Source organism: Saccharopolyspora shandongensis (assembly GCF_900106995.1).
In the GTDB taxonomy this organism is placed as follows: domain Bacteria; phylum Actinomycetota; class Actinomycetes; order Mycobacteriales; family Pseudonocardiaceae; genus Saccharopolyspora; species Saccharopolyspora shandongensis.
Map to the genome: position 1 here is coordinate 188316 of NZ_FNOK01000003.1, position 15061 is coordinate 203376.

16 protein-coding genes are annotated in these 15061 nt (G+C 70.7%); 4 read left to right on the top strand and 12 right to left on the bottom strand.

What is annotated here, in order from left to right; translation table 11 throughout:
- Nucleotides 1–31: 31 nt before the first annotated feature.
- The gene (locus BLW84_RS04185) at nt 32–664 is read left to right on the top strand and encodes a TetR/AcrR family transcriptional regulator (RefSeq protein ID WP_093261462.1); all 633 of its coding nucleotides are present in this window, start codon (nt 32–34) and stop codon (nt 662–664) included.
- 25 nt (nt 665–689) lie between these two features.
- On the opposite strand, the gene hisI is transcribed toward BLW84_RS04185, so the two are convergent.
- The 8 genes from hisI to BLW84_RS04225 all read right to left on the bottom strand — a co-directional run bounded on the left by hisI (nt 690) and on the right by BLW84_RS04225 (nt 6764).
- Nucleotides 690–1031 (bottom strand): phosphoribosyl-AMP cyclohydrolase, encoded by a 342-nt coding sequence (hisI, locus tag BLW84_RS04190; RefSeq protein ID WP_093261464.1) that lies wholly within the window; start codon nt 1029–1031, stop codon nt 690–692.
- On the bottom strand, nt 1028–1801 hold the full coding sequence (hisF, locus tag BLW84_RS04195; RefSeq protein ID WP_093261466.1) for an imidazole glycerol phosphate synthase subunit HisF: 774 nt from the start codon (nt 1799–1801) through the stop codon (nt 1028–1030). The genes hisI and hisF overlap by 4 nt, the downstream gene beginning before the upstream one ends.
- Nucleotides 1802–1906: 105 nt before the next feature.
- Complete coding sequence (locus tag BLW84_RS04200) at nt 1907–3373, bottom strand: alpha/beta hydrolase (RefSeq protein ID WP_093261468.1); 1467 nt, start codon at nt 3371–3373, stop codon at nt 1907–1909.
- A gap of 116 nt (nt 3374–3489) precedes the next feature.
- Nucleotides 3490–4221: a bifunctional 1-(5-phosphoribosyl)-5-((5-phosphoribosylamino)methylideneamino)imidazole-4-carboxamide isomerase/phosphoribosylanthranilate isomerase PriA gene (gene priA, locus BLW84_RS04205; protein WP_093261470.1), complete on the bottom strand. Its 732-nt coding sequence runs from the start codon at nt 4219–4221 to the stop codon at nt 3490–3492.
- Between the two features lie 32 nt (nt 4222–4253).
- The gene (locus BLW84_RS04210; protein ID WP_093261472.1) at nt 4254–4454 is read right to left on the bottom strand and encodes a hypothetical protein; all 201 of its coding nucleotides are present in this window, start codon (nt 4452–4454) and stop codon (nt 4254–4256) included.
- Nucleotides 4451–5080, bottom strand: coding sequence for an imidazole glycerol phosphate synthase subunit HisH (hisH, locus tag BLW84_RS04215; RefSeq protein WP_093261474.1), 630 nt, complete (start codon nt 5078–5080; stop codon nt 4451–4453). Before hisH ends, BLW84_RS04210 begins: the two co-directional genes overlap by 4 nt.
- A gap of 56 nt (nt 5081–5136) precedes the next feature.
- Nucleotides 5137–6060, bottom strand: coding sequence for a transketolase family protein (locus BLW84_RS04220; RefSeq protein WP_093261476.1), 924 nt, complete (start codon nt 6058–6060; stop codon nt 5137–5139).
- On the bottom strand, nt 6060–6764 hold the full coding sequence (locus tag BLW84_RS04225; RefSeq protein ID WP_093261479.1) for a thiamine pyrophosphate-dependent enzyme: 705 nt from the start codon (nt 6762–6764) through the stop codon (nt 6060–6062). Before BLW84_RS04225 ends, BLW84_RS04220 begins: the two co-directional genes overlap by 1 nt.
- 84 nt (nt 6765–6848) lie before the next feature.
- Here BLW84_RS04225 and soxR point away from each other — a divergent pair, with 84 nt between their 5' ends.
- Nucleotides 6849–7307, top strand: a complete 459-nt coding sequence (gene soxR / locus BLW84_RS04230) for a redox-sensitive transcriptional activator SoxR (RefSeq protein ID WP_093261482.1) — start codon at nt 6849–6851, stop codon at nt 7305–7307.
- Nucleotides 7308–7606: 299 nt separating this feature from the next.
- Here the strand turns inward: soxR and BLW84_RS04235 are convergent, their stop codons facing one another.
- Together BLW84_RS04235 and BLW84_RS04240 are read right to left on the bottom strand one after the other, a co-directional pair.
- Complete coding sequence (locus tag BLW84_RS04235) at nt 7607–8287, bottom strand: response regulator (protein ID WP_093261484.1); 681 nt, start codon at nt 8285–8287, stop codon at nt 7607–7609.
- Complete coding sequence (locus BLW84_RS04240) at nt 8284–9909, bottom strand: sensor histidine kinase (protein ID WP_093261486.1); 1626 nt, start codon at nt 9907–9909, stop codon at nt 8284–8286. Before BLW84_RS04240 ends, BLW84_RS04235 begins: the two co-directional genes overlap by 4 nt.
- Nucleotides 9910–10053: 144 nt before the next feature.
- Between BLW84_RS04240 and BLW84_RS04245 the strand changes: the two genes are divergently transcribed.
- Entirely contained in the window at nt 10054–11424 is a 1371-nt protein-coding gene (locus BLW84_RS04245; RefSeq protein ID WP_093261488.1) for a cation:dicarboxylate symporter family transporter, read from the top strand.
- 61 nt (nt 11425–11485) lie between these two features.
- Here the strand turns inward: BLW84_RS04245 and BLW84_RS47225 are convergent, their stop codons facing one another.
- Both BLW84_RS47225 and BLW84_RS04250 read right to left on the bottom strand, forming a co-directional pair.
- Nucleotides 11486–11659, bottom strand: a complete 174-nt coding sequence (locus BLW84_RS47225; protein WP_177226261.1) for a hypothetical protein — start codon at nt 11657–11659, stop codon at nt 11486–11488.
- Nucleotides 11660–11687: 28 nt separating this feature from the next.
- Nucleotides 11688–13778, bottom strand: coding sequence for a phosphocholine-specific phospholipase C (locus BLW84_RS04250; protein WP_093261490.1), 2091 nt, complete (start codon nt 13776–13778; stop codon nt 11688–11690).
- A gap of 374 nt (nt 13779–14152) precedes the next feature.
- Here BLW84_RS04250 and BLW84_RS48875 point away from each other — a divergent pair, with 374 nt between their 5' ends.
- Complete coding sequence (locus BLW84_RS48875; RefSeq protein ID WP_245760936.1) at nt 14153–14806, top strand: excalibur calcium-binding domain-containing protein; 654 nt, start codon at nt 14153–14155, stop codon at nt 14804–14806.
- Nucleotides 14807–15061 lie beyond the last annotated feature (255 nt).

Here is a 15061-nt window from a genome sequence, read left to right on the forward strand (position 1 = left end):
CTCGGCCCGCCGGGGCGGCGAGGATGGGCGGGTGAGCAGTGGCATCGACCAGAGCGGAACAGAGCCGAAGCGCCGCGGGCGGCGCCGCAGCGGAGCCGACACCAAGGCGGCGTTGCTGGCCGCGGCGCGCGAGGTGTTCACCGAGCAGGGCTACGACGCCGCGACGGTGCGCACCATCGCGGGCCGGGCCGGGGTCGATCCGGCGATGGTCAACCACTGGTTCGGCGGCAAGGAGGGGCTGTTCACCGCTGCGGTGCACATCCCGATCAACCCGGCCGAGGTGGTGCCGCAGCTGCTGGTGGGCGATCGGGAACAGCTCGCCGAGCGGCTGCTGCGGCGGTTCCTGACGGCGTGGGACAACGCGGAGGGCGGCCAGTTCGCGGCCCTGGTCCGCAGCGTCGCGGCCAACGAGCACGCGGTGGGGATGCTGCGGGAGTTCATCCAGAACGTGCTGTTCAACCGGCTGGTCAAGACGCTGGGCATGGACCACGCGGAGCTGCGCACGGCGCTGTGCGGCTCGCAGATCGTCGGGCTGGGGATGGCCCGCTACGTGATCCACCTGGAACCGCTGGCCTCGGCCGACCACGACACCGTGGTGGCCGCGATCGCCCCGAACCTCCAGCGCTACCTGACCGGCGACATCGCCGGCGTCACCGGCCCCTGACCGCCGGTTTCGGCCGGAACCGCGGTCAGTCGAGCAGGACGTCGGCGTCGAAGCAGGTGCGGTCGCCGGTGTGGCAGGCCGCGCCTTCCTGGTCGACCACCAGCAGGATCGTGTCGCCGTCGCAGTCCAGGCGGACCTCGTGGACTTGCTGGGTGTGGCCGGAGGTTTCGCCCTTGACCCAGTACTGCCGGCGGCTGCGGGAGTAGTAGGTGCCGCGGCGGGTGGTGAGGGTGCGGTGCAACGCCTCGTCGTCCATCCACGCCATCATCAGCACCTCGCCGGTGCCGCGCTGCTGCGCGATCGCCGGGACGAGCCCCTCCGCGTTGCGCTTGAGCCGGGCCGCGATCGCCGGGTCCAGACCGCTCATCGAACAGTGATCCCTTCCGCCCGCATGGCGTCCTTGACCTCGCCGATCTTCAACTGTCCGAAGTGGAACACGCTGGCGGCCAGCACCGCGTCGGCCCCGGCGCGCACCGCGGGCGCGAAGTGCTCGACCGCGCCGGCGCCGCCGCTGGCGATCAGCGGCACGTCGACGACCTCGCGGACCGCGCGGATCATCTCCAGGTCGAAACCGGCCTTGGTGCCGTCGGCGTCCATCGAGTTCAGCAGGATCTCGCCGACGCCGAGCTGCTGGCCCTTCGCGGCCCACTCCACGGCGCAGATACCGGTGCCGCGCCGGCCGCCGTGCGTGGTGACCTCGAAGCCGGACGCCGTCGGCTGACCGCCTTCCGGCACGCGCCGGGCGTCCACGGACAGCACCACGCACTGCGCGCCGAAGCGCTGCGACGCCTCGCTGAGCAGCTCGGGCCGGGCGATGGCGGCGGTGTTCAGGCTGACCTTGTCCGCCCCGGCGCGCAGGAGCCGGTTGATGTCGTCGGTGCTACGCACGCCGCCGCCGACGGTCAGCGGGATGAAGACCTGCTCGGCGGTGCGCCGCACCACGTCGAAGGTGGTCTCGCGGTCCGATGAGGACGCCGTGACGTCGAGGAAGGTCAGCTCGTCGGCGCCCTCCGCGTCGTAGGCGCGGGCGAGCTCCACGGGGTCGCCGGCATCCCGGAGGTTGGTGAAGTTGACACCCTTGACGACCCGCCCCTGATCGACGTCCAGGCAGGGGATCACACGCACCGCAACGGCCATGTCCCCAGGGTAGAGACACGGCCGCGCGGCGCGGCGGATGGGGCGTTCTCGCGCGAGAACGTCACTCGCGCCTCATGGGACACGCGCGAGAACGCCGATCAGCCGTCACCAACCCACGTAGGGCTTGATCGTGTTGTCCGGCGTCGGCGGCACGGCTGCGCAGTGGGTGCCTTCCGGCGGCACCGCGCCGTCGACGAAGTACCGGTCGGCCGCCGAGGTGGTGCACTCGCTCCGGTCGTAGACGCCGTGGCCCCAGCCGTCGTAGGTGAGCAGGGTCGCCTGCTCGATCTGGCTGTCCACGTTGGTCGCCCAGTTGTAGCCGGTGGCCGGGTCGTGGAGGGCGTTGAGGATCAGGATCGGGGCCTCGGTGCGGATCTGCGGCACGTGCGGCGGGTTCTGCAGCTGCGCGGGCCAGTCGATGCAGCCCCAGGCGACGGTGCCGCCCACGCCGACCCGCATGTGCGGCGCGGCCTCGTTCTGCTTCCGCCACTCCTCCGCGTACTGCTCGGCGGAGTCGATCTCGGGACGCCAGTCGTTGCAGAACGCCGCCACGTTGTACGGAATCGTCTCGGGTTCGGCCAGGGCCACCGGCGCGGGCTCCTGGTCCCGCAGTGCCTTGAGCTGCGCGGCCAGGTTCTGCCAGTCGGGACCGTAGAACGCGCCGAAGGCGCCGCTCGAAAGCTCCACCGGGCCGATCGGCTTGCCCGGGTCGCCGGGCTGGTGCAGTTCACCGCTGTCGGCGCGCTTGTAGAGCTCGTCGAAGACCGCGCCGACGTCCTCGCCGTGCAGCGCGCACTGCTGGTCCTGCGCGCACCACTTCTCGAACTCGCGGAACGAGTCCTCGGCCGCCGCGGCTTCGGTGGTGAAGAAGGCGCGGGTGTCGAGGCTGTGGTCGAAGACGCTGTCGAGCGCCAGCGCCCGGACTCGCTCCGGGAAGTTCTCGGCGTACATCTGGCCGGTCAGGGTGCCGTAGGAGATGCCGTAGAGGCTGATCTGCTGCTCGCCGAGCGCCTGGCGGAACGCGTCGATGTCGCGGGCGACGGAGACGGTGTCCATGTGGTCGATGATCGGGCCGGTGCGCCGGCGGCAGTCGTCGGCGACTTTCCGGTTGTACCGCCGCATTTCCTCGAACTGCGCGGGGCCGCCCGGCCGGATGTCCGGCGCGTCCGCGACCAGTTCGGCGTCGCATTGCAGCGGGTTGCTGCGGCCGAAGCCGCGCGGGTCGTAGCTGACGATGTCGAACCGCGACGCCAGCTCCGCGGAGAACGGCTGCTCGTGGAGCAGCGCGTCGACGCCGGTTCCGCCCGGCCCACCTGGCATGTAGACCAGCGAACCGATGCGGGCGCCGGGATCCGTCGCCGGGCGGCGCGCGACGGCCATCTCGATCGTCTCGCCGCCGGGCTGCGCCCAGTCCAGCGGTACCTGCACGGTCGCGCACTGGACCTGCGCGTTCTCCGGGCACGGCCGCCAGTCCAGCTGCGGTGCGAGTTCAGCGAGCGCCGGAGCCGAAGCGGCCAGGGTGGCCGTCGCGGCTATCAGCACGCCGAGGCCGGATGCCGATCCTCGCCTCATGAAGACCTCCGATCGTGGGTGAGATCCGCATTTCGGATCTCACCCACGATCGTGCTGATCTTCGGGCGCGGAGTGGATCAGGGATCACCCTGAGAGCACCCGCATTCGCGCGGGCGTCAGCGCACCGCGGCGAGGGCCTCTTCGAGGGTGAAGTTCTGGGCGTAGAGGGCCTTCCCGACGATCGAGCCCTCCAGGCCGACCGGCGCGAGCTTCGACAGCTCCACCAGATCGTCCACACTGGACACACCACCGGAGGCGATCACCGGCGCTTCGGTGCGGGCGCAGACCTCCCGCAGCAGCGCGATGTTCGGCCCCTGCAGGGTGCCGTCCTTGCTGACGTCGGTGACCACGTAGCGGCGGCAGCCGGCGGCGTCCAGCCGGGCCAGCACCTCCCACAGGTCGCCGCCGTCCTTGGTCCAGCCGCGCGCGGCCAGCCGGTGGCCCTGTTCGGTGATCCGCACGTCCAGGCCGACCGCGACCTGATCGCCGTACTCGGCGACCACCCGGTCCGCCCACTCCGGGTTCTCCAGCGCGGCGGTGCCCAGGTTGACCCGCGCGCAGCCGGTGGCCAGCGCGGCCTCCAGCGAGGCGTCGTCGCGGATGCCGCCGGAGAGCTCCACCTGCACGTCGAGCTTGCCGGTCACCTCCGCCAGCAGCGCCCGGTTCGAGCCGCGGCCGAACGCGGCGTCCAGGTCGACCAGGTGGATCCACTCGGCTCCCGCGCGCTGCCAGGTCAGCGCGGCCTCCAACGGGTCACCGTAGGAGGTCTCGGTACCGGCGGCGCCCTGCACCAGGCGGACCGCCTGACCGTCGGCGACATCAACAGCGGGAAGCAGCGTGAAAGTCACGCCCCAACCCTACTGCCAGCGCCTCGACCCGTTCACCGGCGGCTGCGCTCGGCGCGGACGACGGCGACGACGGGCACCGCGAGGACGATCAGCACGAGCAGCAGGACCGTCCACAGCGGCACCCCGGCCTGCAGCAGGTACGGCGCGCCGATCCCGGCGATCATCCCGATCGCGAGCACCAGCGAGATCACCCGCACCCCCGTCGGCCCCAGCAGGCCGCCCCGGCGGGTCACAGGCTGCCCAGCCAGTTCCGCAGCAGCCGCGCGCCCGCCTCCCCGGACTTCTCCGGGTGGAACTGGGTCGCCGTCAGCGGCCCGTTCTCCACCGCGGCGACGAACGGTTCGCCGTGTTCGGCCCAGGTCACCAGCGGCGGCGCGATCGTCTCCGACGCGGGCAGCTGCCACTTGCGGACGCCGTAGGAGTGCACGAAGTAGAACCGGGTGCCCGGCTCGATGCCGGCGAACAGGGTGCTGCCCTCCGGTGGCTGCACGTCGTTCCAGCCCATGTGCGGGAGGACGTCGGCGTGCAGCCGCTCGACGGTGCCCGGCCACTGGCCGCAGCCGTTGGCCTGCATGCCGTGCTCGACGCCCTCGTCGAAGAGCACCTGCATGCCCACGCAGATCCCGAGGACCGGGCGGTCGCCGGCCAGTCGGTGGTCGATGATCTTGTCGCCGCCGACGTGGAGCAGGCCCTCCATGCACGCGGCGAAGGCCCCGACGCCGGGCACGACCAGGCCGTCGGCCTCGGTCGCGGCACGATGGTCGGCGGTCACCTCGACGTCGGCCCCGGCGCGCTCGAGCGCGCGTTCGGCGGAGCGGAGGTTGCCTGATCCGTAGTCCAAGATGACGACTCGTGCCACGCGCCCAGGCTACCGCCCGGACGCATCGGCCCACGTCGCGGGCGGCCGCCCGCAGATCATCCGGCCAGGAACGACCGCACCGACGCGGCGATACCGGTCGGGCCGAGGCCGTGCGCCGCTTCGTGCTCCTCGGCGGTGCCGTAGGCCCGCAGTTCCAGGTCGCGGCGAACGCCCAGCGCGAGCACCCGGTGCGGGGTGTCGGCCAGCGCGTCGTTGACCTCGTGCGTCGACGTGCCGCGCAGGTAGGGCTCCACCAGCACCACGTCGGCGGTCGCCGCCCGCACCGCCTCCCGCAGCCCGCCGGCGTCGAACGGCCGGATGGTGGCGGTGTAGAGCACGGTCACGTCGAGCGTCGCCGTCGCCGCGAGGACCGGCCCGAGCATCGGGCCGACGGCGAGCACGACGCCCCGGCTGCCGCGCCGGACGGTGTGCCAGCCCGGCCCCGTCACCAGCGGATCGGCGTTGACCCGCTCGGAGAGCCGCAGGTAGACGAGGTCGTCGGCGTGCATCGCCGACCGCAGCAGCGCCGAGACCTCGGCCGGGTGGCCGGGCACGTGCACGGTCCAGCCGGGCAGCGTGTCGATCAGCGCGACGTCGCCGGGCGCCATGTGCGTGCGGCCCGCGGTCGGGTAGTCGTAGGAGGCTCCGGTGCTGACCACGACGGCACCGACGCCCTGGTGGTTGAGGTCGAGCTTGAGCTGCTCGAACGGCCGCTCGACGAGGAAGGGCGTGATCGAGTGCAGCACCGGCCGCAGCCCGGTCAGCGCCAGCCCGCCGGCCACGCTCACCAGCGCCTGCTCCCGGATGCCGACGTTGAGCACCCGCCGCGGGTGGCGGGCGGCGGCGTCCACGAAGCGGTCGGCGGAGATCTCCGCCAGCACCAGGGCGACCCGCGGATCGGCGTCGAGCGCTTCGGTGACGGTGTCGACGAACGCTTCCCGCATCGTCGGGGCGATCTTCTCGGTGGTCGGTGCGGTCATCACAGCTCCTTGGGTTCGACCTGGGCGACCACCGCGAGCGGGCGGTCGTGGTGGGTGTCGGCGAGCGCCTCGCGGAGTGCGGCGTGGTCGCGGCCGTCGACGGTGTGCGCGGCCCAGCCTTCGCGGGCGAAGCGGTCGGCGATGCCGCCCGGCCAGCCGGTGCTGGAGGAGCTGTTGTCCACCACGACGGTGGTCAGCCGGCCGAGCCCCCAGCGGCCGGCGACCTGGATCGCCTCGTGGTTGCTGCCTTCGTCGAGTTCGGCGTCGCCGACGAGGACCACGACGCGCGGCCGGGTGCGACCCTGGGCGCGCAGGCCGAGCGCCACGCCGAGCCCGAGCGGCAGGCCGTGGCCGAGGGAGCCGCTGCCGATCTCGACGCCGGGCGCGAGGACGCGGTCCGGGTGGAAGCCGAGCCGGGAGTCGAACTCGCCGAAGCGGGCGAGCTCCGCCGGGTCGAGGAAGCCCTTGGCCGTCAGCACGGCGTAGAAGGCCATCGGCCCGTGGCCCTTGGAGAGCAGGAAGCGGTCGCGGTCCGGGTCGTCGGGACGTCGCGGGTCGACCGACAGGATCTGGTCGTAGAGCACCCACAGCACGTCCAGCGTCGAGGTGGCGGCGGCGGAATGCTTCTCGTCGCCGGTCAGTTCGCTCATCAGCGGGCGGAGATCGGCGTATCCGAATCCGGCCCTCGGTGCGGTGATCGTCATGCGACCAGGGTGGGACTTCGAGCGCACTCGAAGTCAAGGGAAAATACCTGCACTTTGGTCTAGGTTTTAGGTAACCTGGCGGGCGTGTCGAAGCTACCGAAACTGCTGACCATCGGAGAGGTGGCCCACCGCAGCGGCGTCGCCCAGACCGCGCTGCGCTTCTACGAGGAGAAAGGGCTGATCGCCACCACCCGAACCGCCGGGAACCAGCGCCGCTATGACCGCTCGGTGCTGCGCCGGCTGGCGTTCATCCGCTCCGCGCAACGCGTCGGCCTGAGCCTGGAGCAGATCTCCGAGGCGCTGGCGACGCTGCCGGACGACCACGCCCCGACCAAGGCGGACTGGGCGCGGCTGTCCCGCCGGTGGCGCGACGAGCTGGACGCGCGCATCGACGGCCTGCAACGGCTGCGCGACCGCCTCACCGGCTGCATCGGCTGCGGCTGCCTGTCGCTGCGCCTCTGCGCACTGCACAACGCCGACGACAAGCTGGCCGAATTCGGCCCCGGCGCACCGCTCCTGCGCCCGACGGCCGACCGCTCCTGACCGTCCCCACGCATTTGCCGCAATTTCAATGAGCGTTTTTCATCCTGGTGAGCCCGCAGTCGCGGGTCGCAAAGCTGCACGTCGATGGGGTGTCGCATGCGCCGCAGGCGCATAGCCCACCTACGACACCTGCACCGCCGCGGGTTCTCAGAGGCTTCCTGGCGAGGACGGCCCCTCCGCCGTGTATCGGACATACATCAGGAGGGGCACCCACAGACCAGGGAGCCTCTGAGGTTCCGCCACCCGCACCGCCACACAGAACGAGGTTGGAAAAACCTCAATGAAAATTGCGGTCCTGGTCAGGCTTCGCCGATCCAGCGGTACGCCATCTCGGGCCGGCCGACCGCGCCGTACAGCGGGCGGCGGTCGGCCATGCCGTTGTTGACCAGGTATTCGAGGTACCTGCGGGCCGTCACCCTGGACACCCCCGCGGCTTCGCCCACGGCTCCCGCCGGTGCTCCGTCGGGGTTGGCGCGCAGCGCCGAGACGACCGCCGCGAGCGTCTCCTCGCTCATGCCCTTCGGTAGCGCCGCGCGGTCGACGCCGCGCAGCGCGGAGAACGCCCGGTCGATCTCGGCCTGGCTGCTGACTTCCCGGTCGTCGCCGAGGCTGGCCCGGAACCGCGCGTAGTGCTCCAGCTTCTCCCGCATCGCCGCGAAGGTGAACGGCTTCAGCAGGTACTGCACCACTCCGCTGGACACCGCCGCGCGGACGACCTTGAGGTCGCGGGCCGAGGTCACCGCGATCACGTCGGCGTTGCTGCCCGCGGTGCGCAGCGCCCGCGCGACCTGCAGGCCGTCCATGTCGGGCAACCGCAGATCCAGCAGCACCAGGTCGACCGCGGTGCGCTCGACGAACCGCAGCGCCGCCTGCCCGGTGCGGACCCGGCCCGCGACCGCGAACCCGTCGAGCCGGTTCACGTAGGCCTCGTGCGCCTCGCCGACCAGCGGATCGTCCTCGACGACCAGGACCGAGATCACCGCGCCACGCCCGTTCCCGAGCGGCCGGGCAACCGGACGGTGAACACCGCGCCGCCGTCGTTGTGCACCTCGATGCTGCCCCGGTGGCGGCGCACGCTCTGCCCGACCAGCGCCAGCCCGAGCCCGCGGCCGCCCTCCTTCGTCGACCAGCCGCGCTGGAAGACCCGCTGGGCGCTGTCCGGGTCGACGCCCGGCCCGTTGTCGGCGACCCGGATCAGCACACCGTCCGATGTGGACCGGATGGTCACCTCGACGCTCGGGCGCGAGCCCTCCAGCGTCGCCTCGACGGCGTTGTCGATCAGGTTGCCGAGGATCGTCACCAGGTCGCGGGAGTCGATGTGCTCCAGGTCGACGTCGTCGATCTCGGTGCCCTCGCCGAGCACGACCTCCACGCCGCGCTCCCCCGCCTCGGCGCTCTTGCCCAGCAGCACCGCCGCCAGCACCGGCTCGCCGACCGCGCCGACGACGCGATCGGTGAGCTGCTGGGCGAGCCGGAGCTCCTCGGTGGCGAACGCGACGGCCTCCTCCGGACGGCCCAGCTCGATCAGCGACACCACGGTGTGCAGCCGGTTCGCCGACTCGTGGGCCTGGGAGCGCAGCGTTTCGGCGAAGCCGCGCATCGAGTCGAGCTCGCCGCTGAGCGCCTGCAGCTCCGTGTGGTCCCGCAGCGTCACGACGGTGCCCAGGTCGCGATCGCCGCTGCGGATCTGCGAGACGTTGACCAGCAGCACGCGGTCATCGGTCAGGTGGACCTCGTCGCGCACCGCCCGGCCCAACGCGAGGGTGTCCACAAGGGACACCGGCAGGCCGAGCTCGGACACGTGCCTGCCTTCGGTTTCGACGGGATCCAGCGAGAGCAACACAGCGGCCCCATCGTTGCACAAGGTGATCTGCCCGGAGGGCGCCACCAGCAGCAGCCCCTCGCGCACCGCGTGCAGGATCGCGTCGTGGTACTCGTACATGCGGCTGAGCTCGGCGGGCCGCAGCCCGTGGGTGTGGCGCCGCATCCGGGCGCTGACCAGGTAGGTCAGCAGCCCGCCGACCAGCAGCGCGGCCGCCGCGACCAAGACTAGCGCCGTGACCTGCTCACTGAGCTCGGCGGTGAGCATCTGCACCGTGATGCCGTCCGACACCAGGCCCACCAGCCGGTGCGCGTCGTCGTAGACCGGCACCACGGCGCGCACCGACGGGCCGAGGGTGCCGGTGTAGGTCTCGGTGAACACTTGCCCGGCGATGGCCTCCTCGATGTGCCCGAGGAACCGCTGCCCGATCTGCGTCGGATCGGGGTGCGTGTAGCGGATGCCCGCCGGGGACATGATCGTGATGAAGTCGACCCCGGTCTCCGCCCGGACGCGTTCGGCCAGCGGCTGCAGCCTGGCGGTCGGGTTCGGCGCGGTCAGGCCGTCCCGGACGGCCGGCTGCGTGGCGAGCGTGCGGGCCACCGCGACCACCTTCCCGGTGGCCGCGTCGTCGTTGCGCCGCCCCACGTCGTACCAGGCCAGCAGGGCCCCGGCGAGGACGACGATGGCGACCACGACCACCTGCAGCACGAAGAGCTGGCGGGCCAGGCTCCAGCTGGGCCGGACGCGGCCGAACCAGTTCCGGTCATCGGCGGTGGGCATCACGGATCCGTGTCGGAGATGTGAACACAATGAACAGAAGCGTGACGCCGACGATACCCGGCACAGATAGTCTCTCCCGGCCGGACCGTGATCTGGGACACGGCTGGTGCGAGTGTGACCCGGTAGCCCAGTAGGAGTGCAACAGTGGCAAGCAAAGACGCTGCGCAGACACGCCGTCGGGATAGAACGCATTACCTGTACATCGCGGTGATCGTCGCGGTGCTGGCCGGCATCGCGGTCGGCTTCCTCGCGCCGGACCTCGGCAAGGCTCTGAAGCCGCTGGGCACCGGGTTCGTCAACCTGATCAAGATGATGATCTCGCCGGTCATCTTCTGCACCATCGTGCTCGGCGTGGGAGGCGTCCGGAAGGCCGCCAAGGTCGGCAAGGTCGGCGGCCTCGCGCTGGGTTACTTCATGATCATGTCCGTGGTGGCGCTGGTCATCGGGCTGCTGGTGGGCAACGTGCTGCACCCCGGCGAGGGCCTGCAGATCACCGATTCGCTGCGCGGCCAGGGTGTGAAGCAGGCCGGTGAGGGCGCCGAGAGCACCACGGACTTCCTGCTCGGGATCATCCCGCACACCCTGGTGTCCTCGTTGACCGAGGGAAAGGTGCTGCAGACGCTGCTGGTGGCGTTGCTGGCCGGTTTCGCGCTGCAGGCGATGGGCGACAAGGGCACCCCGATCCTGCGCGGCATCGAGCACATCCAGCGGCTGGTGTTCAAGATGCTGGCGATGGTCATGTGGGCGGCGCCGGTGGGCGCGTTCGGCGCGATCGCCGCGGTCGTCGGCGCGACCGGCGTGCAGGCCCTCAAGGGCCTGGCCGTGATCATGCTCGGCTTCTACATCACGTGCTTGCTGTTCGTGTTCCTGGTGCTGGGCCCGGTGCTGTGGATGTTCGCGCGGGTCAACATCTTCTCGCTGCTGCGCTACCTGGGCCGCGAGTTCCTGCTGATCGTGTCCACCTCGTCGTCGGAGGCCGCGCTGCCGCGGCTGATCGCGAAGATGGAGCACCTCGGCGTGAGCAAGCCGGTCGTCGGCATCACGGTGCCGACCGGCTACTCGTTCAACCTGGACGGCACCATGATCTACCTGACCATGGCGTCGCTGTTCATCGCGAGCGCGATGGGCGACCCGCTGTCGCTGGGCGAACAGGTCGGGCTGCTGCTGTTCATGATGATCGCCTCGAAGGGCGCGGCGGGTGTCAGCGGCGCCGGGCTGGCGACGCTGGCGGGCGGCCTGCAGTCGCACCGGCCGGAGCTGCTGGACGGCGTGGGCCTGATCGTGGGCATCGACCGGTTCATGTCGGAGGCGCGGGCGCTGACGAACTTCGCGGGCAACGCGGTGGCGACGGTCCTCATCGGCGCGTGGACGAAGGAGATCGACCGCGACCAGATGCAGCAGGTGTTCTCGGGAGGAAGCCCGTTCAACGAGCAGTCCTTCGTGGACGAGGGCCACGGCGGCGCGACCAGCGAGGGCGACGAGCCCGAGAAGGAAGCCGTCGCAGCGAAGAGCTGACGTTCCACAGCAGAAGGGTGCCCCCGACTCTCGGTTGGGGGCACCCTTCGCGCGTTCAGGCTCAGCCGTAGATCATCCAGCCGATGCCGCCGACGATGGCCATCAGCGCGGCGACGGCGAGCACCACGGCGAAGAACCGGGCGGTCTTCCACGTCGCGTAGACGCCGCCGATCAGGAAACCCGCGACGGCCAGCAGGATGATCGGCAGGTAGCTCTGCATCACCACTCCCCTCAACGCGGCCAGCGTACCGAGGGGCCCGGGCTCAGCCGGTGACGCCCGGGGCCCCGTTCTCGACCCGGCCGGTGGCCCGGCGCCGGAACGACTGGTCCTGCGCTGCCGCCACCTCGACGTCGTACCAGCCCTGGTCCGTCGGCCACGCCACCGACTCCGCGCCGCCCGCGGCGAGCCGGACCTCGCGCTGCTCGCCGGGCGCGTAGCCCAGGGCTCGCAGGCGCACCGTGATCGGCTCGGCGCCGCTGTTGCGCAGTTCCAGGGACAGGCCGCCGGTGCGGGCGTCGGGGTTCGTCCGCACGTCGAGGCCCGCGGCCTTGCCTTCGCGGGAGCCGCTCAGCTCGAACCAGAACCGGTTCGGCCCCTGCACCGCGAGCCGGTACTCCTCCTTCGCCGGCACGTTCACCACCTGCTCGCCGCGAACGTCCACATGGGACGGTCCGGACAGCTCGCCCGCGTACGGGTAGATCGTGAAGTGCGCCGATCCGGCGCCGACGTTGCCCAGCCGCAGCGTCACCGCTTCCCCGTTGAGCACGGCGGAGACCTGCGGTTGGTACGGCAGGGCCCGCGCCGGGCGGCGGCCCTGCTCCTGCAGCGGGAGCGCCTGTTCCGCCGGCGGCTTGGGGTGCCAGCGCTCGATCGGCTCCGGTACCGGGCCCGGCTCGGCGGGCTTCGGCGGCTTCGCCGCGTTCTCGAAGTCGAAGACCGAGGTCAGGTCGCCGCACGCGGTGCGCCGCCAGGAGCTGATGTTCGGCTCCTGCACACCCGTCCAGCGCTCCAGCAGGCGCAGCACCGACGTGTGGTCGAAGACCTCGGAGTTGACGACGCCGCCGATCGTCCACGGCGACACCACGGTCATCGGCACCCGCGGGCCGAGGCCGATCGGCTGGCCCTCGAAGTGGTCGTCGCCCTCGCCGGACTCGGGCTTCGGCGGCACCGGCGGCGGCACGTGGTCGAAGAAGCCGTCGTTCTCGTCGAAGTTGAGCAGCAGCGCGGTCTTCGACCAGATCTGCGGGTCGGCGATCGCGTCCAGCACCTCGTAGACCAGGTTGGCGCTGCCGACCGGCGTGGAGCTGCCCGGGTGCTCGGAGTCCGCGGCGGACGGGACCAGCCACACCACCTTCGGCAGCCGCTTCGCCTTGATGTCGGCGCGGAGCCGCTCGACGAGGGTGCCCGGCTTGCTGCGGTACATGGCGCGGTCGAACAGGCTGCGCTCGGCGTCGGTCAGCGCATCGCGGCCCGCCTCCAGCTGCTTGAGCAGCCGCTGCTGCTCCTGGGCCGGCTTGTCGAACAGGGCGGTGTAGAACTCCTCGGTGGTGCGGAACTTCCCGTCCACCGCCGCGAGCATCTTGCGGCCGATCTCCTTGAACGTCTTGAAGTACTCGACGGAGTTGTCGGTGAAGTTGTCCCACTCCTGGTAGATCTGCCAGGGCACCCCGGCCTTCTCCAGCCGCTCCGGGTACGTCGTCCACTCGTAGCCGGCGTGGTCGTAGTCGTAGGCGGCGTTGGTGACGGCCCGCTTGGTGGTGCCCGGCTCGTAGCCGGTGGTGCCGGTCCACAGGTAGTTGCGGTTCGGGTTGGTGGAGCCGAAGACCGAGCAGTGGTAGGCGTCGCAGATGGTGAAGGTGTCGGCCAGCTCGTACTGCAGCGGGATGTCCTGCCGCTCGTAGTAGGTCATGGCGGCGGAGGTCTTCGCGGCGACCCAGTCGTTGTTCCAGCCGCCCGCCCAGGCCTTACCGCTGCCGCCCCAGCTGTGGTCAAGGGCGCCGAGGTACTGGATGTCGGAAACCGGCCGCCCCTCCCGCTCGGCGCCCTGCCGCAGCGAGAACGGCAGCACCTCACCGCCGACGGCGGGCTGCTGGAAGACGGATCGCCCATCGGGCTGCTGCAACGGCAATCGGTCGCCGTAGCCGCGCACGCCGCGCAGCGTGCCGTAGTAGTGGTCGAACGAGCGGTTCTCCTGCATGAGCACGATGACGTGCTCGACAGTGTCCAGCCCGCCCTGCGGAACCTGCTTCGCCATGGCCTGGTGGAGCGAAGGCGGCAGCAGCGAAGCGGCGGCAACGCCACCGGCAACACCAGCGGCACCGGCCAACACCCGACGTCGAGAAACCTCAGTCACGAGCGGACATCGTCACCGAAGAAAGCCAAGCGGCGTAAGACCCGCAGTGACGCAACGGTGAACCACCCGTGTCCGCCAAACGGCGTAACCGCAGGAATCCAGACAACCACCCATCGTCGCAGCGCCGGTGGCTAGGTGAGGCAGAAGCGGGCGCGTTCCTGGTTGGCCAGGCGACGGACGCCACGCTCATCGGCCTCGCACAGCAGCGCCTCGGCGTCGGCTTCTACCTTCCAGGTAAGCGCTAAGAATCATTTGAGCTTCTACAGGTGCGCGAAAGCTCCCACAAGGCATTGAGCGCGCTGCTAACGTGACCCGCCGTGAACCGAACCCGAAAGACATTCACGACCAGTGTTTGCGCGGTCGGTCTCGCCGGGATGCTCGCCGCGTGCGGCAACTCTCCGGGAGACCGCACCCCCGGCACCACCCCGGTCCACACCCAGCAGCAGTCAACCAGCCCGCCCCCGCCACCGGCGGCAACAGTGCCCACGCTGGAGGGCATCGCTACACCTCAAGCGCAGCAGGATGTAGAAGCCCTAGCCAGGGGCATCGCCTCGCAGGTGGTCTACGCTTACGCCGACGACATCACCACCTATGCTGAAACGCTGGTGTGCGGCACGAGCGTCGCTGCGGGTACATCGATCAACCCACCAGCGACGATCACTCTCTACGTTTCCCCGAAGGTCGTGGCCTGCCCCGCTGGACTCGACTACCTCAGCCTCACGGGAAACCTGAGCCTCCGGCCACGACTGCCCAACCGTGACGGTGACAGCGACCCCGACCACCTGGACCCCGCCCCCGACGATCCGCAACGCACGCGGGCGCAACCCGACGGACCTCCGAAGCCCCCGCCGCCGAAGCCCACACCAGCAACCGAGCTGGACACGAAAACCGGTCATGGGGAAAGTGGTTCAGCGTATTACTCAAACTGCGCCGCCGCGCGAGCCGCCGGCGCCGCACCTCTCCACAGCGGCGAACCGGGGTACCGGTCTGCATTGGACAGGGACCACGACGGCGTAGCCTGCGAATAACAGCGCGGCATGGGTTTCTCACAACCGACCAGTGCCGACAGTGGTCGGCGTTCGCCGTCGTGATCAAGGATTGCCGCTTCGACTGCTGACCATGGTCAGATGCGCAAGGGCCCCTTGGCCGACTTACTTAGCCAAGGGGTCCTCACCTGAGAAGCCCTTACTACTTCGCAAGATTTTCAAGGACCAGTGGCGCCGCCTGCTGCGCCAACTGACATCCGGCTTCAACGTCGCCGTTGATTTGACCAGCGTGCCGGA